The sequence below is a fragment of the Streptomyces sp. NPDC033165 genome (assembly GCF_055577965.1).
Genome location: NZ_JBVIPK010000007.1, coordinates 140,265 through 160,826, shown reverse-complemented (window position 1 = coordinate 160,826; position 20,562 = coordinate 140,265). Strand labels below are relative to the sequence as shown.

26 protein-coding genes are annotated in these 20,562 nt (G+C 72.3%); 19 read left to right on the top strand and 7 right to left on the bottom strand.

All coding sequences use genetic code 11. From position 1 onward, the window contains the following. The first annotated feature begins 90 nt into the window (after positions 1-90). On the top strand, positions 91-1,734 hold the full coding sequence (locus ACZ5WC_RS18715; RefSeq protein ID WP_468541818.1) for a GMC oxidoreductase: 1,644 nt from the start codon (positions 91-93) through the stop codon (positions 1,732-1,734). A 76-nt stretch (positions 1,735-1,810) separates the two neighbouring features. Here ACZ5WC_RS18715 and ACZ5WC_RS18710 read toward each other — a convergent pair whose 3' ends face one another. The 3 genes from ACZ5WC_RS18710 to ACZ5WC_RS18700 all read right to left on the bottom strand — a co-directional run bounded on the left by ACZ5WC_RS18710 (position 1,811) and on the right by ACZ5WC_RS18700 (position 4,380). Continuing rightward, complete coding sequence (locus ACZ5WC_RS18710; RefSeq protein ID WP_468541817.1) at positions 1,811-2,290, bottom strand: carboxymuconolactone decarboxylase family protein; 480 nt, start codon at positions 2,288-2,290, stop codon at positions 1,811-1,813. Beyond that, the gene (locus tag ACZ5WC_RS18705; RefSeq protein WP_468541816.1) at positions 2,287-3,366 is read right to left on the bottom strand and encodes an NAD(P)H-dependent amine dehydrogenase family protein; all 1,080 of its coding nucleotides are present in this window, start codon (positions 3,364-3,366) and stop codon (positions 2,287-2,289) included. Before ACZ5WC_RS18705 ends, ACZ5WC_RS18710 begins: the two co-directional genes overlap by 4 nt. Positions 3,367-3,474: 108 nt before the next feature. Then, complete coding sequence (locus ACZ5WC_RS18700; RefSeq protein ID WP_468541815.1) at positions 3,475-4,380, bottom strand: UbiA family prenyltransferase; 906 nt, start codon at positions 4,378-4,380, stop codon at positions 3,475-3,477. 118 nt (positions 4,381-4,498) lie between these two features. Here ACZ5WC_RS18700 and ACZ5WC_RS18695 point away from each other — a divergent pair, with 118 nt between their 5' ends. The 10 genes from ACZ5WC_RS18695 (at position 4,499) to ACZ5WC_RS18650 (ending at position 12,072) form a co-directional block, all read left to right on the top strand. Beyond that, positions 4,499-5,551 carry a type III polyketide synthase gene (locus tag ACZ5WC_RS18695; protein ID WP_468541814.1) on the top strand — a complete coding sequence of 351 codons (1,053 nt, stop codon included), beginning with the start codon at positions 4,499-4,501 and terminating at the stop codon, positions 5,549-5,551. 15 nt (positions 5,552-5,566) lie between these two features. Then, positions 5,567-6,094, top strand: a complete 528-nt coding sequence (locus ACZ5WC_RS18690; protein WP_468541813.1) for an isoprenylcysteine carboxyl methyltransferase family protein — start codon at positions 5,567-5,569, stop codon at positions 6,092-6,094. After that, positions 6,091-7,107, top strand: coding sequence for an NAD(P)/FAD-dependent oxidoreductase (locus tag ACZ5WC_RS18685; RefSeq protein WP_468541812.1), 1,017 nt, complete (start codon positions 6,091-6,093; stop codon positions 7,105-7,107). The genes ACZ5WC_RS18690 and ACZ5WC_RS18685 overlap by 4 nt, the downstream gene beginning before the upstream one ends. A 156-nt stretch (positions 7,108-7,263) precedes the next feature. Further along, on the top strand, positions 7,264-8,883 hold the full coding sequence (locus ACZ5WC_RS18680; protein ID WP_468541811.1) for an MFS transporter: 1,620 nt from the start codon (positions 7,264-7,266) through the stop codon (positions 8,881-8,883). 3 nt (positions 8,884-8,886) lie between these two features. Then, positions 8,887-9,342: a glyoxalase superfamily protein gene (locus ACZ5WC_RS18675; RefSeq protein ID WP_468541810.1), complete on the top strand. Its 456-nt coding sequence runs from the start codon at positions 8,887-8,889 to the stop codon at positions 9,340-9,342. Between the two features lie 96 nt (positions 9,343-9,438). Continuing rightward, on the top strand, positions 9,439-9,837 hold the full coding sequence (locus tag ACZ5WC_RS18670) for a DUF6221 family protein (RefSeq protein WP_096623984.1): 399 nt from the start codon (positions 9,439-9,441) through the stop codon (positions 9,835-9,837). A gap of 115 nt (positions 9,838-9,952) precedes the next feature. Next, positions 9,953-10,822, top strand: coding sequence for a hypothetical protein (locus tag ACZ5WC_RS18665; protein WP_468541809.1), 870 nt, complete (start codon positions 9,953-9,955; stop codon positions 10,820-10,822). 1 nt (position 10,823) lies between these two features. Next, complete coding sequence (locus ACZ5WC_RS18660; protein ID WP_468541808.1) at positions 10,824-11,264, top strand: hypothetical protein; 441 nt, start codon at positions 10,824-10,826, stop codon at positions 11,262-11,264. Beyond that, on the top strand, positions 11,261-11,578 hold the full coding sequence (locus ACZ5WC_RS18655) for a hypothetical protein (RefSeq protein ID WP_468541807.1): 318 nt from the start codon (positions 11,261-11,263) through the stop codon (positions 11,576-11,578). The genes ACZ5WC_RS18660 and ACZ5WC_RS18655 overlap by 4 nt, the downstream gene beginning before the upstream one ends. A 290-nt stretch (positions 11,579-11,868) precedes the next feature. Next, positions 11,869-12,072: a cold-shock protein gene (locus ACZ5WC_RS18650; protein WP_003964323.1), complete on the top strand. Its 204-nt coding sequence runs from the start codon at positions 11,869-11,871 to the stop codon at positions 12,070-12,072. Positions 12,073-12,158: 86 nt separating this feature from the next. Here the strand turns inward: ACZ5WC_RS18650 and ACZ5WC_RS18645 are convergent, their stop codons facing one another. Next, complete coding sequence (locus tag ACZ5WC_RS18645; RefSeq protein WP_468541806.1) at positions 12,159-12,404, bottom strand: hypothetical protein; 246 nt, start codon at positions 12,402-12,404, stop codon at positions 12,159-12,161. Between the two features lie 591 nt (positions 12,405-12,995). Between ACZ5WC_RS18645 and ACZ5WC_RS18640 the strand changes: the two genes are divergently transcribed. Continuing rightward, the gene (locus tag ACZ5WC_RS18640) at positions 12,996-13,559 is read left to right on the top strand and encodes a DJ-1/PfpI/YhbO family deglycase/protease (protein WP_468541805.1); all 564 of its coding nucleotides are present in this window, start codon (positions 12,996-12,998) and stop codon (positions 13,557-13,559) included. A gap of 8 nt (positions 13,560-13,567) precedes the next feature. Here the strand turns inward: ACZ5WC_RS18640 and bla are convergent, their stop codons facing one another. Continuing rightward, a complete protein-coding gene (gene bla / locus ACZ5WC_RS18635) occupies positions 13,568-14,515 on the bottom strand; it encodes a class A beta-lactamase (RefSeq protein ID WP_468541804.1) in 948 nt (315 codons plus the stop codon). Between the two features lie 42 nt (positions 14,516-14,557). On the opposite strand from bla, the gene ACZ5WC_RS18630 reads away from it, so the two are divergent. Further along, positions 14,558-14,692 carry a hypothetical protein gene (locus tag ACZ5WC_RS18630; protein ID WP_468541803.1) on the top strand — a complete coding sequence of 45 codons (135 nt, stop codon included), beginning with the start codon at positions 14,558-14,560 and terminating at the stop codon, positions 14,690-14,692. A 20-nt stretch (positions 14,693-14,712) separates the two neighbouring features. On the opposite strand, the gene ACZ5WC_RS18625 is transcribed toward ACZ5WC_RS18630, so the two are convergent. After that, positions 14,713-15,741: a S66 family peptidase gene (locus tag ACZ5WC_RS18625; protein ID WP_468541802.1), complete on the bottom strand. Its 1,029-nt coding sequence runs from the start codon at positions 15,739-15,741 to the stop codon at positions 14,713-14,715. A 262-nt stretch (positions 15,742-16,003) separates the two neighbouring features. Between ACZ5WC_RS18625 and ACZ5WC_RS18620 the strand changes: the two genes are divergently transcribed. The 4 genes from ACZ5WC_RS18620 (at position 16,004) to ACZ5WC_RS18605 (ending at position 18,508) form a co-directional block, all read left to right on the top strand. After that, positions 16,004-16,222, top strand: a complete 219-nt coding sequence (locus ACZ5WC_RS18620; RefSeq protein WP_096624000.1) for an MbtH family protein — start codon at positions 16,004-16,006, stop codon at positions 16,220-16,222. A 789-nt stretch (positions 16,223-17,011) separates the two neighbouring features. Continuing rightward, positions 17,012-17,578 (top strand): nitrobindin family protein, encoded by a 567-nt coding sequence (locus ACZ5WC_RS18615; RefSeq protein WP_468541801.1) that lies wholly within the window; start codon positions 17,012-17,014, stop codon positions 17,576-17,578. 86 nt (positions 17,579-17,664) lie between these two features. Continuing rightward, on the top strand, positions 17,665-18,093 hold the full coding sequence (locus tag ACZ5WC_RS18610; protein WP_468541800.1) for a DUF4190 domain-containing protein: 429 nt from the start codon (positions 17,665-17,667) through the stop codon (positions 18,091-18,093). Between the two features lie 28 nt (positions 18,094-18,121). Then, positions 18,122-18,508, top strand: coding sequence for a VOC family protein (locus ACZ5WC_RS18605; RefSeq protein WP_468541799.1), 387 nt, complete (start codon positions 18,122-18,124; stop codon positions 18,506-18,508). Here ACZ5WC_RS18605 and ACZ5WC_RS18600 read toward each other — a convergent pair. Then, positions 18,496-19,383, bottom strand: coding sequence for an NAD(P)H-binding protein (locus ACZ5WC_RS18600; protein WP_468541798.1), 888 nt, complete (start codon positions 19,381-19,383; stop codon positions 18,496-18,498). The genes ACZ5WC_RS18605 and ACZ5WC_RS18600 overlap by 13 nt on opposite strands. Positions 19,384-19,506: 123 nt before the next feature. Between ACZ5WC_RS18600 and ACZ5WC_RS18595 the strand changes: the two genes are divergently transcribed. Beyond that, on the top strand, positions 19,507-20,100 hold the full coding sequence (locus ACZ5WC_RS18595; protein ID WP_468541797.1) for a TetR/AcrR family transcriptional regulator: 594 nt from the start codon (positions 19,507-19,509) through the stop codon (positions 20,098-20,100). A gap of 177 nt (positions 20,101-20,277) precedes the next feature. Then, positions 20,278-20,355: a 50S ribosomal protein bL37 gene (locus tag ACZ5WC_RS18590; protein WP_373558710.1), complete on the top strand. Its 78-nt coding sequence runs from the start codon at positions 20,278-20,280 to the stop codon at positions 20,353-20,355. Positions 20,356-20,562: the final 207 nt, after the last annotated feature.

The window sequence follows — 20,562 nt, the reverse complement described above, 5'->3', positions numbered from 1 at the left end:
GGCGCCGGAAGTTACCCCTGAGTTTCTCGTGACTTACCACACGATTGACAGTAGAACCTGTTGCACTCTGTCGAGAGTGAGGAATGTCACATGAGTGACGCTATCATGCACAACAGTGAGGCCAAGGGCGTCTCGCGTCGAAGATTCATCACTGGAACAGGTTCTCTTCTGGGTGCTGCGGCGATCGCCGGGCACGCCACGCCGACATGGGCGAGCGTCCGTCCGGCGGCGGCGCCGATCGGCTCGGGGGCGCATGTGCCGGTCCTCGTCGTCGGCACCGGATACGGCGGCTCCGTGGCCGCCCTCCGGCTCGCCGAGGCCGGCACGGACGTCCACATGATCGAGATGGGCATGGCCTGGGACACCCCGGGCGCGGACGGCAAGATTTTCGCCAACACCACCAAGCCCGACGACCGCTCCTTCTGGCTGCGGACCCGGACCAAGCAGCCGCTGAGCAACTTCCTCGGGTTCCCGCTCGACAAGAACGTCAACTGCTACACCGGCATCCTCGACGCCGAGGAGTTCGGCGGCATCACGGTCTACCAGGGACGGGGCGTCGGCGGCGGATCGCTGGTCAACGGCGGAATGGCCGTCACCCCCAAGCGGGAGCACTTCGGGTCCGTCCTCCCCACGGTGAACGCCGCGGAGATGTACAGCACCTACTACCCGCGCGCCAACAGCGGGCTCGGCGTCACCACCATCGACCCCGCCTGGTTCGACACGGTCGACTGCTACCGGTACGGCAGGGTCGGGCGTAAGCACGCCCAGCGCTCCGGCTTCCCGTTCCTCTTCGTACCCGCCGTGTACGACTGGGACTACATGAAGCAGGAGGCGGCCGGGGCCGTCCCCAAGTCCGCCCTGGACGGCGAGATCCTCTACGGCAACAACCACGGCAAGAAGTCGCTCCAGAAGACCTACATCGACCGGATCAGAGCCACCGGACGAGTTACCATCTCGCCGCTCCACAAGGTCACCTCGGTCGCCCCGGCACCGGGCGGCGGCTACACCGTGCTCATCGACCAGCTCAGCACCGGCGGCCGGACCACGGCCACCAAGTCCGTCACCGCGGACAAGGTGTTCTTCGCGGCGGGCAGCGTGGGCACCAGCAAGCTGCTGGTCGCCCTGAAGGCCACCGGTGCCCTGCCCCTCCTCAACAGTGAGATCGGCAAGGGCTGGGGCGACAACGGCAACGTCATGTGCGGCCGTGCCAACCACCTGTGGGACCCGACCGGGAAGGTCCAGTCGTCCATCCCCACCGGCGGCATCGACAACTGGGACGCCGGAGGGGCGTTCGCCGAGATCGCCCCGCTGCCCACCGGGATCGAGACCTGGGCCTCGTTCTACCTGTCCATCACCAAGAACCCGCACCGCGCGCGGTTCACCTGGAACGCGGCGGCGGGCAAGGCCGAGCTGAACTGGCAGACGGAGTGGAAGCAGCCGTCCATCGACGCCGCGAAGACCATCTTCGACAAGATCAACCAGAAGGAAGGGACGATCTACCGCACGGACCTCTTCGGCGTCCACAAGATCTGGGGCGACCACCTCACCTACCACCCGCTGGGCGGCGCGGTCCTGGACAGGGCCACGGACAACTACGGCCGTCTGCACGGCTACCCGGGCCTGTACGTCATCGACGGCGCGCTCATCCCCGGCAACACCAGCGTGAACCCCTTCGTCACCATCACCGCGCTGGCCGAACGGAACATCGAACGGATCATCGCCGCCGACCTGTAGGGGAACCGGCGGGCGAAGAGCCCGGGGCCGGGAGTGCCAACCCGGCGGCCCCGGACTCCGTCAGTGACCGGCTCCCTCAGTGACCGGGCAGGACGCACACCGCGTCGATCCCCAGTACATGGTTGAGCCGCCCGAACGCCAGCCACGAGCCGATGCTCATGCTCAGCTCCACGATCTCCGCCTGGCTGTAGTGCGCCGCCATCCGTTTCCAGAAGGCGCCGTCCAGACCGTGGTGGTCGAGCGTGTACCGCTCGGCGTACTCGGCCGCGAGCCTGGTCCGCTCGTCGAAGGCCCCGGTCGTACGCCACTGGGTCACCGCCTCGGCGAACTCCTCCTCGACCCTCGCCCCGTCCCGCTCGGTACGCCAGTCCAGGCAGAACAGACACCCGTTGATCTGCGCCACCCGCAGCCTGGCCGCCTCGAACTCCCGCAGCCCCAGGGTCGTGTGCTCGTACACGGACATCGAGAAGGCGGCCGCGGCCACACCGATGCCGGGGACCATCTCCCCCCACACGTAACCGATGGGCTCCTGGCCCTCCGGGATGTCGATGATCATGCCGGTCTCCTTCCCAGCCTGCCGACCGCAGGCCGCAGCGGGACGTCGAGTGCGTCGTACAGGCCCGGCTCCGCGTCCACCAGCCAGTCGATGGCCGAGACGAGCCGCCCGACGGCCGTGGCGTTCCCGCCCGCGGACCGGTTCTCGCCCTCGTCGGAGGCCTCGACCGTCACCTCGATGCGGGGGCGGCCCTCGATCACCACACGGTGCGCGCCCACCCCGTCGGGCGGGGAAGGCCAGTCCGGCGCGCACGAGCCGTGGATCCGGGTGATGTGCTCGATGACGATGCGCGGCTCGCCGCCCACGATGCCCTGCACCTCGAACCGGACGGCCCCCTGGGTGCCCGCGGCGAACTCGCCCATCGTGCGCGTGCTGACCGTCGACTCCAGCGCCCGCCGGTCCGATGTCTCGCGGATCTCGTCGAGTTCGACGCCGAGCGCCCGGGCCATCAGACGTATCTGACCGCCCCACACCATCGTCGGGACGCTCTCCGCCAGCATCAGCGGCTGGTAGTCCATCGGGTGCCCCATGCCGATCAGGTGGCGTACCGAATCCTCCTGCTCGTACGTGGAGTAGTCGAAGATCTCCTGGCAGCGGATCGCGTCCACCTCGGTGCCGAGACCGCTGACCAGCAGGGGCAGGACGTCGTTGCCCCAGCCGGGATCGACCCCGGAGACGAAGAGGGAACCGCCGCCGTCCGCGACGGCGGCCAGGACCGGGTCCCGCAGCTCCGGAGGGGCGTTGCGCTGATCGTAGAGCGGATAGAGGGAGGGCGTGACGACCACCGCCCCGGCCCGGATCGCCCTGCCGATGTCGGCGAGGGCGTCGTCGGGGCGGACGTCGCCGGACGCCGCGTAGACCACTGCCCTCGGCCGCTCGGCCAGGACCGCGGTGATGTCGTCGCTCGCCGCCACGCCGAGCGGGTGCCCGAGCCCGGCCAGTTCGCCCGCGTCGCGGCCCGACTTGGCGGGGTTGTGGACGAGGACGGCGGTGAGTGCCAGTGCCGGATGGGCCGCGACGGCGCGGATCGCCGCGCGGCCGACGTTGCCGGTACCCCAGACAACCGTGGGAATCATGCGCGGAGGGTAGCGGCCCGGCCATGCACTTCCCAGAGCCGCGGCGGGACCGAATAAGGCTGCGCAAAGGGTTCTCCCGGGCCGGTGGCGAGCCGCCGGCCCGGGAGTTCAGCGTACGGCCGGGCCTCCGGCCAGCAGCAGCGCCAGGTCGACCCCCGCCACGGCCACCGCCCCCGCCAGCGCCGCCTTGCGCCACCGGTGGCCGAGGGCGGGTCCCACCAGCGCCGCCGCCCCGGCCAGGGCGAGCGCGGCCGCGCCCCCGGCATCCGGCGGGCCGGGCGGCCCGAGCGCCAGCACGGCCGTGGCCCCCAGCAGCGGCAGCGGCAGCAGCAGCCGGGTCCCCGCACCGCCCAGCCGGTGCGGCAGCCCCCGGATGCCGGCCGACCGGTCCACCGAGATGTCCGGGAGCGTGTCGGCCAGATGCGCCGCGAACCCGAGCAGCGCCCCGGCCGTGACCGTCCACCACCGGGGCAACGGGCCGCCGGGCTGGGCCAGGGCGACCGCCGTGGGCAGGGCGGCGAACCCGGCCACGTACGGCAGCCAGGACAGGGCGGTCGCCTTGAGCCGCAGGTTGTAGAGCCAGGCCACCGCGACCGCGGCGAGGTGCACCGTACCGGCGAGGACTCCGCAGGCCAGCGAGAGCGGTACGCACAGGGCGAGCGCGAGCCCCGCCGCCCCCCACACCGCGCGCACCCCGACCGCGCCGTCGGCCACCGGCTTCCCCCGGCGCCCAGCGAGGGCGTCGCGCCGGGCGTCGTACGCGTCGTTGCACCACCCCACCGACAGCTGGCCCGCCAGCACCGCCGCCGCGACCAGCGCCGACCGCGGGCCGCCCAGGCCCGAGCCGAGAGCCAGCGCGAAGGCGATCGCGGTCACGGCGGCCACCGGCCCCGGATGGCAGGCGAGCGCCAGAGCGCCGGCGAGGTCCATGACACGCCGGACCGGCCGGAGGGTGACCGCCGGCCCGCGTGGCGGCGCTCCGGCGGTGCGCGGGGTCCCGTCCATGGCGTCCATCGGGCGATCGTAGGGACCTGCCGACCCGTCAATGCGACAACCGGGCGGGTCCTTTGCCCCGTTTCGTCACTTCTTGTGGGCAGGATGGGGTCATGACGTCCCCGAAGCAGGAACCAGGATGACCCGGATCGCCGCGGTCCACGGGGTCCTGCCGCCCCACCGCCACACCCAGCCCGAGGTCACCGACATGGTGGCCCGCACCTGTCTGCCGCCAGGCGCCGACCGCCGCGTCCTGGACCGGCTCCACAAGAACGCCCGTGTACGCAACCGGCACACCGTGCTCCCCCTGGACGGCTACCGCGAACTGGAGGGATTCGGCGACGCCAACGACGTGTTCATCCGCTCCGCCGTCGACCTCGGGGCGCAGGCCGTACGCGGCGCGCTGCGCTCGGCCGGGCTGCGCCCCACCGACGTCGACCTGCTGATGTTCACCTCCGTCACCGGCATCGCGGCCCCCTCCGTCGACGCCCGGCTCGTGACGCGCCTGGGCATGCGGTCCGACGTCAAACGGCTGCCCGTCTTCGGCCTCGGCTGCGTCGCCGGGGCCGCCGGGATGGCCCGGTTGCACGACTACCTCCTCGGCCGTCCCGACGACGTCGCCGTGCTGCTCTCGGTCGAGCTCTGCTCCCTCACCTTCCAGCGCCGGGACGCGACCCCCGCCAACCTGGTGGCGACCGCGCTGTTCGGCGACGGGGCGGCCGCCGTTGTCGCCCTCGGACAACGCCGTGCCGTCGCCGGACCCGAGATCGTGGACACCCGCAGCCGGATGTACCCGGACACCGAACACGTCATGGGCTGGGACATCGGCAGCACCGGCTTCACCGTGGTCCTGGACCCGGCGGTGCCCGACGTCGTCCGCCGCTACCTCGCCGACGACGTCAGGGAGTTCCTCGCCGGACACGGCCTCAAGCCGAAGGACATCGCCCACTGGGTCTGCCACCCCGGCGGCCCCAAGGTGCTGGAGACCGTCACGGAGGTCCTCGGCCTGCCCGACGGCGCGCTCGACGTCACCTGGCGCTCGCTCACCGACATCGGCAACCTGTCCTCCGCCTCGGTCCTGCACGTCCTGCGCGACACCATCGAACAGCGCAGGCCGGAGCCCGGCACCCCCGGCCTGCTGCTGGCCATGGGCCCGGGATTCTGCTGCGAACTGGTGCTGCTGCGCTGGTAGGAAGGGAGGGACAAGATGGTCTGGTACACCGCCCTGGTGCTGGCCGTCGCCGCCGAGCGCCTCGCCGAACTGGTCGTGGCCCGCCGCAACACCCGCTGGAGCCTGGCCCGCGGCGGTACGGAATCGGGCCGGGGGCACTACCCGGCGATGGTCGCCCTGCACACCGGGCTCCTGGTCGGCTGCCTCGCGGAGGTCGGGCTGGCCGAACGCCCGTTCCTGCCCGCCATCGGCTGGGCCATGGCCGCCCTCGTCGTGGCCGCACAGGCGCTGCGCTGGTGGTGCATCCGCACGCTCGGCCCCCGCTGGAACACCCGCGTCATCGTCGTACCCGGCCTGCCCCGCGTCACAGGCGGCCCCTACCGGTGGCTGAGCCACCCCAACTACGTCGCCGTCGCCGCCGAGGGCGTGGCGCTGCCCCTGGTCCACGGGGCCTGGGTGACCGCCCTCGTGTTCACCCTGCTCAACGCCGCCCTGATGGCCGTCCGGATCCGCTGCGAGGACGGGGCACTGGCCCGCCTCCCGGCAGTGGACGCCCGGGCATGATCGACGTCCTGGTCGCGGGCGGCGGCCCGGCCGGACTCGCGGCCGCGATCCGGGCCGCGTCGGCGGGCCTGGAGGCGGTGGTGGTCGAGCCCCGCACCGCCCCCGTCGACAAGGCGTGCGGCGAGGGCATCATGCCCGGTGGCGTCGCGGCCCTGCGCGGCCTCGGCGTCCGGGTGAACGGCCACGACCTCCGGGGCATCCGGTACACCGACGGCCGGCGCAGCGCGGAGGCGGCGTTCCGGGGCGGCCCCGGCGCGGGCGTACGCCGCACCGAACTCCACGCCGCCCTGCACGAACGGGCCGCCGCCCTCGGCGTACGCGTCGTCACGGGAAAGGCGGGGGAGATCCGCCAGGACGAGCACACCGTCAGGGCCGCCGGGCTCACCGCCCGCTGGCTCATCGCGGCCGACGGGCTGCACTCGCCGCTGCGCCGAGCCCTGGGCCTGGACCGGCCGGTCCCTGGTCCCGGCCGCTACGGGCTGCGCCGCCACTACGCCATCGCCCCCTGGACCGACCACGTCGAGGTGCACTGGTCGCGGCACGGCGAGGCATACGTGACCCCGGTCGGCGAACGCCTCGTCGGCGTGGCCGTCCTGAGCCGCGACCGCCGCCCCTACGAACGCCACCTGGCCGCCTTCCCGGCCCTCGCCGCCCGGCTGGGGGGCGGCCCCGACGCCACCCCCGTACGCGGGGCAGGTCCGCTGCGGCAGCGGGCGCTGGGGCAGCGGGCCGGGCGGGTCCTGCTGGTCGGCGACGCCGCGGGCTACGTCGACGCCCTGACCGGGGAGGGCATCGCCCTCGCGGTGGCCACCGCGAGCGCCGCCGTCGACTGCCTGAGCGCCGGGCGGCCCGAGGACTACCCGCGCCGCTGGGCCGGGGTCACGCGACGGTACCGGCTGCTGACCCTCGCCCTGCTGAGCGCCGCGGGGCATCCGTCCTCGGGCCGGCTGATCGTCGCGGCCGCCCACCGGGCCCCCGCCGTCTTCCGCACGGCGGTCCACGCGCTCCAGTGAAACGACCCCGCGGGAGCGCCCGGTGATCGATTGGCGGGGCCCGGGGTTCCGTCATAACGTCGATCGGGTGAACGCCCGCGTTCACCGTTCACCGGACCGGCGGAGACCGGGCGCCCCACGCGGCGCACTGCTTCGGCACGAGAGACGGACCCCACCATGACGGGCTCCCACGCGACACCCGAGCACCTGGCCAAGAACTCCGAACGGCACCGGGGCAGCGCGATGGCGCTGCTGGTCATCGCCTCGTGCCAGCTGATGGTGGTGCTCGACATCACCATCGTCAACATCGCGCTTCCGCACATGCAGAAGTCCCTGGGGTTCTCCACCGAGAACCTCTCCTGGGTGGTCAACGCCTACACGCTGACCTTCGGCGGGCTGCTGCTGCTCGGCGGACGCCTCGGCGACATCCTCGGCCGCCGCCGGGTCTTCGTCTTCGGTGTGCTCCTCTTCGTCTTCGCCTCGCTGCTCGGCGGACTGTCCCAGGAGTCCTGGCAGTTGCTGGCGGCCCGATCGCTCCAGGGCGTCGGCGGCGCGATCGCCTCGCCCACCGCCCTGTCGCTGATCACCACCACCTTCCGCGAGGGCCCCGAACGCAACCGGGCGTTCGGCGTGTTCGCCGCCGTCTCGGCGGGCGGCAGCGCGATCGGGCTGCTGGCGGGCGGGCTCCTCGTGGAGTGGCTCGACTGGCGCTGGGTCCTGTTCGTCAACGTCCCCATCGGCCTGCTGATCGCGCTGGCCACCCCCCGCTACATCGCCGAGTCCGAACGCCGTCCCGGCCACTTCGACGTCGCGGGCGCCCTCACCTCCACGGTGGGCATGGTGCTGCTCGTCTACGGCTTCATCCGCGCATCCGAGGACGGCTGGAGCGACGCCCTGACCCTCGGGTCGTTCGCCGCCGCCGTGGTGCTCCTGACCGGGTTCATCGCCATCGAACGCGGCTCCAGACAGCCCATCACCCCCCTGTGGATGTTCCGCGACCGCAACCGTGCCGGGGTCTACGGCATGATGCTCAGCCTGGCCGCGGCGATGTTCGGGATGTTCTTCTTCCTGACCCTCTTCGTGCAGAACGTCCTCGACTTCAGCCCGCTGCGGGCCGGACTCGCGTTCCTGCCGGTGAGCGCCATCATCGCGGTCGGCGCGGGACTCGCCTCCCAGCTGCTGCCCAGGTGGGGGCCCAAACCCTTCATGGTGGCCGGTGCGCTGTTCGCCGCGGGCGGCCTCGGCTGGCTCACCCTGACCGACGTCCACAGCTCCTACTTCGGCTCCATCCTCGGGCCGATGCTCGTCTTCGGATTCGGCATGGGCATGCAGTTCGTGTCGCTGACCCTGATGGCCGTCTCGGGTGTCGCCCCGAAGGAGGCGGGCGCCGCATCCGGCATCCTCAACGCCACCCAGCAGGTCGGCGGCTCCCTCGGCCTGTCGATCCTGGTGACGATGTTCGGCACGGCCAGCCGCAACGAGGCCACCGACCAGGTGCCCGAATTCCTCCGGGAGGCCACCCCGGCCCAGCTGCTGGAGTTCCGCAGAACCGGTGAACTGCCAGCGCCCTGGGCCGACCAGGTCCTGACCTCGGGGGTGTCCAGCGCCTTCGTCGTCGCGGCCTGCTTCGCCGTGTTCGCCGCCCTGATCGCCCTGCTGGTCATCCAGGTGCGGCCCGCGGACCTGGCCCGCCTCCAGGGCGGCGCGACCCCGCTCGCCGGTGAGGAGACCGACCACGGCGGGCAGGATGAACTCCGGGCCGACCCGGACACCGACCGCCCCGCGAAAGGGAGCTGAACCATGGACTGGACCCTCGAAGTGATCGTCCTTCCCGTCACCGACATCGACCGGGCCCGGGACTTCTACCGGGACAAACTGGGCTTTCATGTCGACATCGACGCCGAAGTGATGGAGGGCGCCCGGGTCGTGCAGCTGACCCCGCCCGGCTCCGGCTGCTCGATCGCCCTCACCGACGGACTGCCCAACCCGACGGGAACCCCGAAACCGGGCACGTACCACGGCCTCCAGCTCTGCGTCACCGACATCGACGCCGCCCACGCCGAGCTCGTCGGCCGGGGCGTCGAGGTGTCCGAGCCCCAGCGGTACACCGACGAGGACGGCGCCACCTTCATGTACTTCACCGATCCGGACGGCAACGGCTGGGCGGTGCAGGAGTACCGCCGCCGCAAGACCGAACCGCTGCACCGGCTCCTCACCGACCTGGCCGCGCGGAGCGCGGGCGACACGGCGGGGTGAACCGGCCGGAGCGGGGTCGTGCCCCGCCCGGCCCATCCATCAGAATGCTCCCCGTATCGAGTGCGGAGATCCAACAGCGCAAGGGAGCAGCATCCAATGGGCGGCAACGCAGACATGGTGGCCTTCGTCCGGGCGCGGCTCGCCGACGAGGAACAGGTCGCCCGGGCCGCCGGCGGGGACCGATGGCGATGCCCGGCCGACGTGCCGGGCGAGGTCCACGACCGCACCGGCGGGGTGGCGTTCACCGTGCGGGGTCGCGGGTTCGACCAGCACATCGCCTTCCAGGACCCGGCGCGCTCCCTGGAGCGCATCGAGACCCACCGGGTCCTGCTGGGTGAGTACGTCGAGGTCGCCGACCTCGACACCGACCGCCCCGCGCAGGACTTCCCCTCCGGCCGCGCGGTGGGCCTCGGCTTCGCGGTACGCCAACTGGCCGCCGAGTACGCCGGACACCCCGACTACCAGGCGCGCTGGCTGCCCCGCTTCATCCAGTAGCGGCCCCGGGGGCAGGAGACTCTCCGCCGGACCGTGATTCCGGGAAGTCCGCCTGCACGGAGTGCAGTTGATCGATAGCATCTTCCCATCGGCCGACACCGGGGGAGTTGCACGCGTGCCCGACGTCTGGGAGAACACTCGATCGCGGTGGGAGAGCGTCCGGCATGCCGTGGAGGGCGGCGGTCCGGCCCCCGGGCCGGAAGCGGCGACCCTCCACGGAAGGATCGGACTCTCCGTCAATCCCGTCGCCATCACCGGCGAGGCGGGGGCGGGCAAGACCGTCCTGTACGACGCCCTGACACAGTCGATCCGCAGCGGCGACAGCGACAGCGCCCGCAGCCCCGACATCGAGAAGCATGCCACCGTCCTGCGCTCCGGCGGCCGCCGCACCCGGGCAGCCGTCACTGTCATCCCGGGCCAGCTCTCCGCCCAGCGCGAACGCGCCCTGACCGACACGATGCGCGGGGACGCCTCCCCGCACGGCATCGTCCACGTCGTCTGCTGGGGGCACAACAGGATCTGGCAGCGGGGCGCCCAGCGCGACGTCCACGAGGCGCTCGCCGCCCAGGGTGGCCCCGTCGACCAGGAAGCCGTACGGAAGTGGCACCGGCGCAAGGAGGCGGCGGACTTCCGGCTGCTCGTCGACGCGATCATCGACGGGCAGCTGGCCCAACGGCTGCGGTGGCTGATCGTCGCCGTGTCCAAGAGCGATCTGTACTGGGACCGCCTCGGCGAGGCACGCGACCACTACATCCCCGGCGGCTCCCGCCGGGAGTCCCCGTTCGCCGCCCTGATGCGGGACCTGCAGAACGAGACGTCGCTGCGCCTGTCCGTCCTCCCCATGGCCTCCCGCCTCATCCGGCACCAGTTCCTGCCGGGACTGCCCGCGCAGACCTCTCAGCTGGACGACGCGCAGATCGGCGTGCTGCGCACCCACTTCGGCCAGGAACTCCAGGCGTTCATCACGCAGCGGAACGGGGGCTGACATGGCCGCGATCGACAGCGGAGCGGCGTTCCTTCGGACGCTGGCGGCCGCGGAACGAACACTGGCCGCCGTCCAGGCGCTCAGCGCGCGGCGACGGCGGGTCCGCCGGCCCCGGATCGCCGCGGCCTCCCTCGCCGCGCTGATCCCGGCGGTGCTGCTGCTCGCCGCCGCGGCGGGCGACGGCCCCGGCGGTGCGGCCGTGGCGGTGGGTCTGGCCGTGGCGGCGCTCGCGTTCGCCGCGTACATCGCCCTCGGCCTCATGATCGAGCGGCCACTCGGCCGCCGTATGGCGCAGGAGGAGCACACCATGATCGAGGAGGTGAACCGGATGCGGGAGCTGTTCACCCATATCGCCGAGCGGGAGCGGTGGGAGGCACGACTGACCCGGTCGGTCCGGGAGCGCCTCTCCCGCTTCCCCGTAGAAGGAGGGTCCCTGCGGTGATCCGACGCCTGGCGGTCGTCTTCGGACTGGTGGCCTTCCCCGCCGCCCTGTTCACCTCGGCCGGATACGTCCTGGCCACCCGGGACCAGGGCCCCTACCAGCGGGTGTTCGAGGACCAGTGGGACGCCATCGCGGCCGGGTTCGCCGTCACGGTCTGCGGGGCGCTCGTGGTGGCGTACGGCGCCCGGCTCTGCTTCAGCGTGCTCGGCGGCTTCCAGCCGGACAACGTACGCCGGGGAGCGCTGGCCCTGCTGGGCGGTGCGCTCGTGTGCGGAGTGGGTCTCCTTCTGCTCTGGCGGCTGCTGGAGGTCTGAGGAGGCGCGCGGCGACATCTGCGGAATCTCTCCGTCCGGGTCACCGACGACCTCTGAACGGAAAGTGATCGGCAGGCTACGGTGCGGTGACTGTGACACTGATCGTCAGCAAAATGGCGTTGCTCTCTGGTGAGGAGTGATCCCGCCGTGTAGCGTCGCCGACAGATGTCGTGGTTCGCAGTACCTGCCCGCGCCTGGCGCGGGCGTTTTGCTGTGCAGTGCCTGAGAACCAGGGCGATCACCTCCGGGTCCGCGCGGTGCGGATCCGTTTACTGCTGAGAGGTACAGGCATGGCCAGCGGAACCGTCAAGTGGTTCAACTCGGAAAAGGGCTTCGGCTTCATCGCGCAGGACGGCGGCGGCCCCGACGTCTTCGCGCACTACTCGAACATCAACTCCACCGGCTTCCGTGAGCTCCAGGAAGGCCAGGCGGTGACCTTCGACATCACCCAGGGCCAGAAGGGCCCGCAGGCGGAGAACATCACCACCGCCTGATCCGGGTTGACCGACCCTCGGGCCCCGGAGCGCACGCACCGCGCTCCGGGGCCCGAGGGCGTTCCCGGGCCCTCCGGCCTGGCCTCCTAGTCCGGCGACTCGTCCGGAGTCGGGTGCTCGGGGTGCGCGCCGGCGTTGCGCGGGGTGTCCGGGCCGGAACCGGCCTCGTCCGGATCGGGCTCGCCGCTCTCGCGGGCCACCCGTTCGGGCACCGGTGTGTCGAGCGGGTCCTCGTCCTCCCCCATCTGCTGGTCCGGCAGGTCCGCCGGTATGGGGGGCGGGCTGCCGGAAGCCCCGTTGTGGGCGGCGCCTTCGGGCCTGCGGTCGGTCATGGGAGCTTCCTTCCGTGCTGACCCCGGTGGGACCGGGGACGACTGGTCCGCCCTGCTGGGTACCCCTTGCCGCGAGGAGCACTCCTCCCGGATACGGCCTCCGGCCGAAGACGCGGGGCGCCGACGGCCCGGCCATATCGGGAGCCCCGGTCCACCGGTCGCTGCCGCACGTGCGGTGCGACGGTGTGACCCGGACGGGTGCGGGTACCCGGTGCATGGCTCCACCTCCACGGTAGGGGGCCGACGGCGGAAGGGGAGGCGCACGGTTCCGCCGAGCGGCATGGTCCACTTCACCGCGCGCCTCTCGCACCGCTGCGCCACAGTGGGGACCAGGGGCGCGGACGTCTGCCTGGACCCGGCCGACACGGTGCTGCCGGCCACGCCCGTAGGGGCCTGGCACGAACCCCTGTGCGTCGCGTCCTGGCAGGTGGCCAGGGCGGGGCTGAAGGACCGGCTGGTCCATCCCCGCACCCTGCGGCCGGAGCCCGCGTCCGCCGTGCTGTGGGACCCGCCCACCAGAAGCAGCACCAGAGGCCACAGAGGACGCAGAGGGAACAGAAGCATCGGAAGATCGGAAGAGAGGAGCAGTCCATGTCCACCACCGATCTCGGCGACCGCCGGATCCTGGTCATCGTCACCAACTACGGGGTCGAGCAGGACGAACTCGTCGTCCCCGTCCGGCACCTGCGCGACCGAGGCGCCCAGGTCGGCGTGGCGGCGGTCTCCGGCGACGAGATCCGCACCCTCGTCGGCGACCGCGATCCCGGCGAGAGCGTGCGGCCCGACCTCACGCTCGCCGACGTCGACCCCGCCGCGTACGACCTCCTGCTGGTACCTGGCGGCACGCTGAACGCCGACTCGCTGCGACTGGAGGACGCCACCACCCGGATCGTCAGCTCGTTCGCGGCCTCCGGCAGGCCGGTGGCCGCGATCTGCCACGGCCCGTGGGCGCTCGTGGAGGGTGGCTACGTCCGGGGCAAGACGCTGACCTCGTACGCCTCCCTGCGCACCGACATCACCAACGCGGGCGGCACCTGGGTCGACAAGTCGGTCGTCCGCGACGACGCCTCCGGCTGGCCGCTGATCACCTCGCGGAACCCCGGTGACCTGGAGGACTTCCTCGGCGAGATCGACGCCGTGCTCACCGAGGCCTGACCCACCTGTCAGGGAGTGTCCTGCCCGGTCAGCGCACCGACGGCGACGGACGCCGCCTTCGCGATCAGCGTGTCGTCGAAGGCGGCTTCCGCGTCCATCCGGTTGGACAGCACCGCCAGCACGAGCGGGGCGGCGCCGGGCGGCCACACCACGGCGATGTCGTTGCGCGTCCCGTACGTACCGCCCGCCCCGGTCTTGTCGCCGACGGTCCACCCCTTCGGTACCCCGGCCCGGATCAGCTCGTCGCCGGTGGTGTTGGTCCGCAGCCACTGGGTGAGCCGGGCCCGCTCGGGCCTGCCGAGGACATCGCCCAGGACGAACGCGCGCAGATCCTCGGCCAGGGCCCGGGGCGTACTGGTGTCGCTTGTCGCGCCCGGGCTCCACTTGTTGAGCTCCGTCTCGCGCCGCTCCATCCGCGTCACGTCGTCCCCGAGCCCCGCCAGCACCCTCTGAAGCCCCCGGGGCCCGCCGAGCGCGTCGAACAACAGGTTCCCGGCCGTGTTGTCGCTGTAGCGGACGGCGGCGTCGCACAGGTCGCCCAGGCTCATTCCGGTGGCCACATGCTTCTCGGTGACGGGGGAGTAGTCGACGAGATCCTCGCGGCGGTACGTCACGACGCGCATCAGCCCGCTCAGCCCGTGCTTGTGCAGCACCGCCCCCGCCGCCAGCGCCTTGAACGTGGAGGCGTACGCGAACCGCTCCCCATCACGATGGGCGACCGCACGCCCGCTCCCGGTGTCGACGGCGTACACACCGAGCCTGGCGGCGTACTCCTTCTCCAGCGCCGCGAACGCGCGGGTCGGGTCCTCCGCCGCCGACGGCGATCCCGCCGCCTTCCCGGGGGACGCTGATGCACTGTCCGGGCCCCCACAGGCGACGAGCGGTACGGAAACCAGCGCGCCGCCCATCATGCGGAGTACGGAACGTCGGGCGTGGGGGTTGGGCAGTCGGTTCATCCCGCCATGCTAGGCACGCCCGGGGGGCGGACCATCACGTACATGATCGAATCAGGCCATGTACAGGTGTACGGCGGCCGCGAGGGCGAGCCCGTCGCCTGCGTACCCCCGGACCACGCCGACGCGTTCCTGGAGGCCGACGTGCCGCTGGGCGAGCAACTGCCGCGCGTCTGCTGACAGGGAGGGCTTACCGCCGCTCAGTCCAGCGTCTGCGTGATCTCACTGCGCGTCGCGGTGTGCACGACCCGGGCGCGCGCGCCGTTGACGAGCGGCATGTACGGGGGCACGTGCCCGCACTCGACGTCGGCAAGGATCGGCACGTTCAGCGGACCGAGCGCGTCGAGCACCGCCTCATGCTGACCGAGCGACGGAGTGCCCGGCGCCGAGGTCCGGCCGACCAGCACCGCCCGCGCCGTGTCGAAGAATCCGGCCATCCGCATCCCGTGCAGGTAGCGGCAGATGGCGAGCGCGTCCTCGCCCGCAGCCTCCACGTACACGAGCAGACCGTCTGGGGCGTGCGCCCGGGCGAAGGAGGAGGAGTCGAGGTACGGGGTTCCCGTGAGGTTGCACAGCATTTCGGTGCAGCCGCCGATGAGCCGCCCCTCCACGTCCACGTCCCCGTCGCCGTCCAGTCGGGTCCACCGCCCCGGGGTGTCGAGCGTGAGCGTACGGGCGTCGGGGTGCTCCGCCCAGTCGTCCCAGCCCGAGGCCCGGTGCCGTTCCGGCGGGACCTGGGTGAACCGGTGGCCCGGCGGGGCGGCGACGATGTCGAACCAGGACACCAGCCCCTCCGGCACCCGGTAGGGGGTGTCCATGAGGTTGTTCCCGTGCACGGTCGCCACCCCGGTGAGCAGGGTCAGCGGTGTCATCACGGTCGACATGTCCGAGTAGCCCACCAGCCAGGTCGGCTCGGCCGTCCGCACGGCGTCCCAGTCGATCAGCGGCAGCAGGTCGAGCGCGGTCTCCCCGCCCCACGGCGGCACCACGGCCCGGATCGCGGGATCCGTCAGCATCTCCGTCAACTCGGCCGCCCGGTCGGCCGCGGGCGCGCTGACATGCCCCGAACCGTCCATGCACCGGCCGGTCACGACCTCGTACCCCCGTGCCTCCACATCGCGCACCGCCACGGCGAGCCGCTCGCGCAGCTCCTTGGGCACTCCGCTCGAAGGGGAGGTGATTCCGATGCGGTCACCGGGGCGCAGGGGGCGCGGGTATCGAACTGACATGCGCTGGATTCTGGCACAACACCCCCGCGCGGGCGGCGGGGCACCGGGTGTCGTCGGGCTCCGGGGGAGAAGACGGGCGTGGTGGACGGGGAAGCCGCCACGGGCAGCCGGAGCGAAGGGCGCGGCGCCGTGCTGGTACGGCCGTGCCGGCGGTGTGCAACGGAAGGGAGTTGTGAGATTCGGTGGGTCAACCGAGAAAGAGATGGGTAGGATCGCCGACGTCCAAGTAAAGAGAGCCTTGCCTAAGTTGACGGAGGATGCTGTGGCCAACCCGTTCGAGGACGAGAACGGCACCTATCTGGTGCTCGTCAACGACGAGGGACAGCACTCCTTGTGGCCCGCCTTCGCCGAGGTGCCCGCCGGGTGGACCGTGGCCCACCCCGAGGACACCCGTCAGGCCTGCCTGGACTACGTGGAGCGGAACTGGACCGACCTGCGGCCCAAGAGCCTGATCGAGAGCACGGCGGCCGATCCCGCGTGAGCGCACCGGCTGCTGGACCTCCTCGCCCCCACCCCCGGCCGGTGAGGTGCGGGCGGGCTCTGTGCGGGTGAAGTCCAGCTGATCGGCCCGGTTCGTGCGGTCCTCCTCGATCCGGCCGTCCTCGTTCTCGTCCTCGACGAGGCCACCGCCGCCATCGACTCCGAGACGGCACACACAACCCCGCGGAATCCGCGATCGACCGCTGAGCGACGTCAACGGCGGCCCCGGCCGCCTGACCAGTCGGCCGCGATCACCCGGGCGGCTTCGCGTTCCGGACCGGGCGTCACCACGTCTGTCCTGCGCCCCTGCGCCCCGGCGTTTCCTGGCGCGGCCTTCCGGCCGAGAGCGCGGGCTGCTCCGGAGTCATGTTCCGGCACCGGCTGCGGGACTGGATCGAGGGCGACTGCTCCGTGGACGGATCGCGCGTGCGGGGACGCCCGCCGCAAGCCCCGGTGCCTGTACCCCGACCGGAGCTACGACGTGGACAAGTGCCGCCGTCTACTGTGGACGCGGGGCGTCGGAACCGCTGATCGCCCGACGAGGGCTCGTCCACGGTTCCGGACCGGGCAGGGTGCGCCGGGTCGTCGAGCGCGCCTTCGTCCGGCTGCACCAGCCAGAACCGCTCCACACCCGCTGCGAGCGGCGCGGTGGCCTCCACCAGGGCCTGCCCGGACCGGCGTGCAGCCTCGTATGCCTCCGTCGCCTCCGAACCTCATTCCGAAACGATCAGCCAGGTCCGTACGACCGATGGCACCGCCCCGTCCCGACCGACCCAGGAGCGCACACCTCATGCACCACCCCCTCCACCCCGCCCGCGAACTCCCCTTCCCCGACGCCCTCGGCCCCCACGAGTCACCGGCCCCGCACCCCCTGCTCGCCCCGGTCACCGGATACCTCGGCACCTGGGCCGGTACCGGCCGCGGCGGATACCCGACGCTCGACGAGGGGTTCACGTACGCCCAGGAGGTGACGTTCAGCCATGACGGGCGGCCCTTCCTCGCGTACGAGGCGCGGGCCTGGCTGCTCGGCCCCGACGGGCAGCCCGTGCGGCCGTCCGCCCGGGAGGCCGGATGGTGGCGGCTCCAGCCCGACGGGCGGGTGGAGGCGCTGATCACCCAGCCCACCGGCATCGCGGAGATCTCGGTCGGTCAGGCTCACGACGGTACGGTCGACCTGGCCACCCATCACGTGGGGCTCGCCCCCACCGCCAAGACGGTCGAGGCCACCCGGCGTCGCTACACCCTGGCTGACGGGGACACCCTCACCTTCGTCCATGAGCTCGCGGCCGTCGGACAGCCGCTCCAGCACCACCTGTCGGCAGAGCTTCGCCGGGCGGCGCCCGGCCAAGGCCTTTAGTTGCCCGAGTGTGACCAAGAGGGCGCATGGGGGAGGGATCTTCGGGCATATGCTCGGATGACCAGGAGAACAGGAGCCCTCACCCGATGTCCCTTCCCTCTTACCCGGACCCCTCGTACACGGGCCCGCCCGCAGCCGGGCAGCAGCCCTATGGCGGCCACGGGCCCGCCCCGACGAACGGCTTGGCGGTCGCCGCCCTCGTCCTCGGCCTCAGTGCCTGTGTGTTCTTCTGGACCGTGGTCGGCGGGGTCCTCCTCGGACTGCTCGCCATCGTCTTCGGGATCATCGCCGTGCTCCGCACCCGTCAGGGCCGGGCCCCGCGCCGGGTGATGGCCATAGTCGGCGCCTCGTTCGGGGCGCTCGGTCTCATCGGTTCCGCGGTCCTCCTCGTGTGGGTGGTCAACCTGGTCGACTCCGAGGAGTTCAGGAACTTCGAACGGTGCATGGACCGCGCGATCGGCCAGACGGCGCAGGACCGCTGCACCGAGGACTTCCTCGACGAGCTCACCAACTGACGGACCGCGCACGGCGTACGCTCGGGGCATGGTGCATGTACTGGGCAGCAGGATTCTGCTCCACCCCACCGATCCCGAGCGTTCGCGTGCCTTCTACGGCGAGGCCCTGGGCCTCGCCGTCTACCGCGAGTTCGGCACCGGCCCCGAGCGCGGCACGGTCTACTTCCTGGGCGGCGGATTCCTGGAGGTCTCCGGGCGCGGCGAGGGTCCGCCCTCGTCCTCCGTGCAGATCTGGCTCCAGGTCGACGACGCCGAGGCCGCCCACGAGGAGTTGCGGGCCAAGGGTGTCGACGTGCTGCGTCCGCCGCAACGGGAGCCCTGGGGGCTGATCGAGATGTGGATCGCCGACCCAGACGGGGTGCGGATCGCCGTGGTCGAGGTCCCGGAGGACCATCCGCTGCGCTACCGGGCCTGAGCGCCCGGACGGCTGTCCGCCGCGCCCGCCGTCCTGCCCGACTCCCGTGCCAGGAAGCCGTCGAAGTCGCCCGGCGGCCGGCCGGTGAGCCGTAGCACGGTGTCCGTGACCCGGTCCTCGGCCCCGCCGGCGATGGCGAGGTCCATTCCGGCGAGCATCTCCGCGAACAGGACGGGTATCCCGGAGGCGGTGAGCCGGTCGCGCATGCGCCCGTACGTCAGCCGCTCATGGCGGACGTCCCGCCCGGTGGCCCGGCCGACCGCCGAGGCGACCTCGTCGTAACTCAGCGGCCGGGGACCGGTGAGGACCAGGTCGGTGTCCGGTGCCCGCTCGTCGGTCAGGGCGTGCACGGCGACCGCGGCGATGTCCTCCGCGTCCACGAAGCCGACCCGCCCCTCGCCCGCCGCGGTCCGGATGACGCCGGTCTCCCGGATGCTCAGGGCATGCGCGTGGTCACCCGTGAAGTTCTGCATGAACCAGGACGGCCGCAGCACCGCCCACTCCTCGAAGAGGCTGGGCAGGGCCCGGTGGACACGGCCGGTCGCGGGCCCGCCCGCCGGGATCGCGGAGGAGCTGAGCAGCACCGCACGGCGAACCCCGGCACCGCGGGCCCGCTCCAGGAAGGGCAGCATCACCTCGGCCGGGTCCGGGTGGCCGATCGGCGGTACCAGATAGACCCGGTCCGCCCCGGTCAGCGCCTCGCCGTGGCTGGAGGGGTCCTCCCAGTCGAAGCGGACCGCCTCGCCGCCGGGTACCGGACGGGCTGCACGGGAGGCGGCCCGCGCACGGTGCCCGGCCGCGGCGAGGCGGGCGACGACACGGCTGCCGGTGGTGCCGGTCGCGCCGATGACGAGGGTGGCGGCGGAGGTCTGCAACGGCTGCTCCCGGTGAAGTCGTTCGACGGCCCGAAGGTTCCGTCACCTAGAATGCGGACCGTCGGTCCGTTTCAGTGGCGACGATACGGACCGTGGGTCCGTTTTGCAATCGGAGGAGACCCCATGACCGCCCGCACGCCTCGCAAGGACGCCGCCCGCAACCGTGCGGCCGTCCTCGCGGCGGCCGATGATCTCTTCGCGCGCTGCGAGAGCCCCGCGGCCGTCACCATGGCCGATATCGCGGCGGCGGCCGGTGTCGGCAAGGCGACCCTCTTCCGCGGTTTCGGCGACCGCACCGGGCTGATCCGTGCCCTGTTCGAAGCCCGCCTCGAACCGATCCGGACCGCCGTCGAGTCCGGCCCGCCGCCACTGGGCCCCGCGGCCCCGCCGCGGCGTCGCGTACCCGCCCTGCTGGACGCCGTCCTGTGCTTCAAGCTCGACAACCGGCACCTCGCCCTCGCCCTGGAGGACACCGGCGGAGACAGCCCGTACCGCACAGAGCACTACGAACGCTGGCACCGCACCCTCCAGGACCTGCTGGACCGGATCGAGGGCTTCACCGGCAGCGCCTACGCCGCACATGCCCTGCTGGCGGCCACACGCGCCGATCTCGTCGAGCACCTGATCGTCCAGCAGGGCATGGGCCGTGAGGAACTGCGTGCGAACCTGGCCGACTACACCGCCACCGTCCTCGGTTCCCGCCCTTCTCCGGGCTGAGCGGCTGCCCCCGCCGCCTCCCCCGGGTCACCGCCCGGACTTCTGTGCGCCGTGTCGCCGGTTGCACCCGCACCGGGTGTTTGCCACGGTGTCCCTCGGCAGGTGGCACAGTGATCGCCGGGGTTCATCGCCCCGCACACCGTCCGCACGGAACGCAGAGCAGAGAAGGAGGGTTCGATGTCCTCGAAGCGACGTCGGAAGAAGAAGGCCCGCCGCAAGAACGGCGCCAACCACGGCAAGCGCCCGCAGTGCTGACCGGCCGTAACTGAGCCAAGCGTCCCGCCCGGGGACCGGCACCGCGGGGTGCCGGTCCCCGGGCGGTGTGCTGTCCGCTCGCCGAACGCCGTGGCGGCCCGCCGGACACACCGCGGCCCCACCCGGCGGGGGAGCCGGGTGGGGCCGCGGTGGTTTCCGTGGACCGGGGGAGGGCCTTCGGGAACTCGGGTCCCGATGTCGATGCCC

Coding starts and splice junctions, on each gene's coding strand:
- bla (WP_468541804.1), bottom strand. CDS start 14,515: ATGAACCGACTGCCCAACCCCCACGCCCGACGTTCCGTACTCCGCATG.
- ACZ5WC_RS18650 (WP_003964323.1), top strand. CDS start 11,869: ATGGCCAGCGGAACCGTCAAGTGGTTCAACTCGGAAAAGGGCTTCGGC.
- ACZ5WC_RS18630 (WP_468541803.1), top strand. CDS start 14,558: ATGATCGAATCAGGCCATGTACAGGTGTACGGCGGCCGCGAGGGCGAG.
- ACZ5WC_RS18700 (WP_468541815.1), bottom strand. CDS start 4,380: ATGGACGCCATGGACGGGACCCCGCGCACCGCCGGAGCGCCGCCACGC.
- ACZ5WC_RS18605 (WP_468541799.1), top strand. CDS start 18,122: ATGGTGCATGTACTGGGCAGCAGGATTCTGCTCCACCCCACCGATCCC.
- ACZ5WC_RS18690 (WP_468541813.1), top strand. CDS start 5,567: ATGGTCTGGTACACCGCCCTGGTGCTGGCCGTCGCCGCCGAGCGCCTC.
- ACZ5WC_RS18625 (WP_468541802.1), bottom strand. CDS start 15,741: ATGTCAGTTCGATACCCGCGCCCCCTGCGCCCCGGTGACCGCATCGGA.
- ACZ5WC_RS18675 (WP_468541810.1), top strand. CDS start 8,887: ATGGACTGGACCCTCGAAGTGATCGTCCTTCCCGTCACCGACATCGAC.
- ACZ5WC_RS18670 (WP_096623984.1), top strand. CDS start 9,439: ATGGGCGGCAACGCAGACATGGTGGCCTTCGTCCGGGCGCGGCTCGCC.
- ACZ5WC_RS18705 (WP_468541816.1), bottom strand. CDS start 3,366: ATGATTCCCACGGTTGTCTGGGGTACCGGCAACGTCGGCCGCGCGGCG.
- ACZ5WC_RS18645 (WP_468541806.1), bottom strand. CDS start 12,404: ATGACCGACCGCAGGCCCGAAGGCGCCGCCCACAACGGGGCTTCCGGC.
- ACZ5WC_RS18680 (WP_468541811.1), top strand. CDS start 7,264: ATGACGGGCTCCCACGCGACACCCGAGCACCTGGCCAAGAACTCCGAA.
- ACZ5WC_RS18610 (WP_468541800.1), top strand. CDS start 17,665: ATGTCCCTTCCCTCTTACCCGGACCCCTCGTACACGGGCCCGCCCGCA.
- ACZ5WC_RS18590 (WP_373558710.1), top strand. CDS start 20,278: ATGTCCTCGAAGCGACGTCGGAAGAAGAAGGCCCGCCGCAAGAACGGC.
- ACZ5WC_RS18640 (WP_468541805.1), top strand. CDS start 12,996: ATGTCCACCACCGATCTCGGCGACCGCCGGATCCTGGTCATCGTCACC.
- ACZ5WC_RS18615 (WP_468541801.1), top strand. CDS start 17,012: ATGCACCACCCCCTCCACCCCGCCCGCGAACTCCCCTTCCCCGACGCC.
- ACZ5WC_RS18595 (WP_468541797.1), top strand. CDS start 19,507: ATGACCGCCCGCACGCCTCGCAAGGACGCCGCCCGCAACCGTGCGGCC.
- ACZ5WC_RS18660 (WP_468541808.1), top strand. CDS start 10,824: ATGGCCGCGATCGACAGCGGAGCGGCGTTCCTTCGGACGCTGGCGGCC.
- ACZ5WC_RS18715 (WP_468541818.1), top strand. CDS start 91: ATGAGTGACGCTATCATGCACAACAGTGAGGCCAAGGGCGTCTCGCGT.
- ACZ5WC_RS18695 (WP_468541814.1), top strand. CDS start 4,499: ATGACCCGGATCGCCGCGGTCCACGGGGTCCTGCCGCCCCACCGCCAC.
- ACZ5WC_RS18685 (WP_468541812.1), top strand. CDS start 6,091: ATGATCGACGTCCTGGTCGCGGGCGGCGGCCCGGCCGGACTCGCGGCC.
- ACZ5WC_RS18710 (WP_468541817.1), bottom strand. CDS start 2,290: ATGATCATCGACATCCCGGAGGGCCAGGAGCCCATCGGTTACGTGTGG.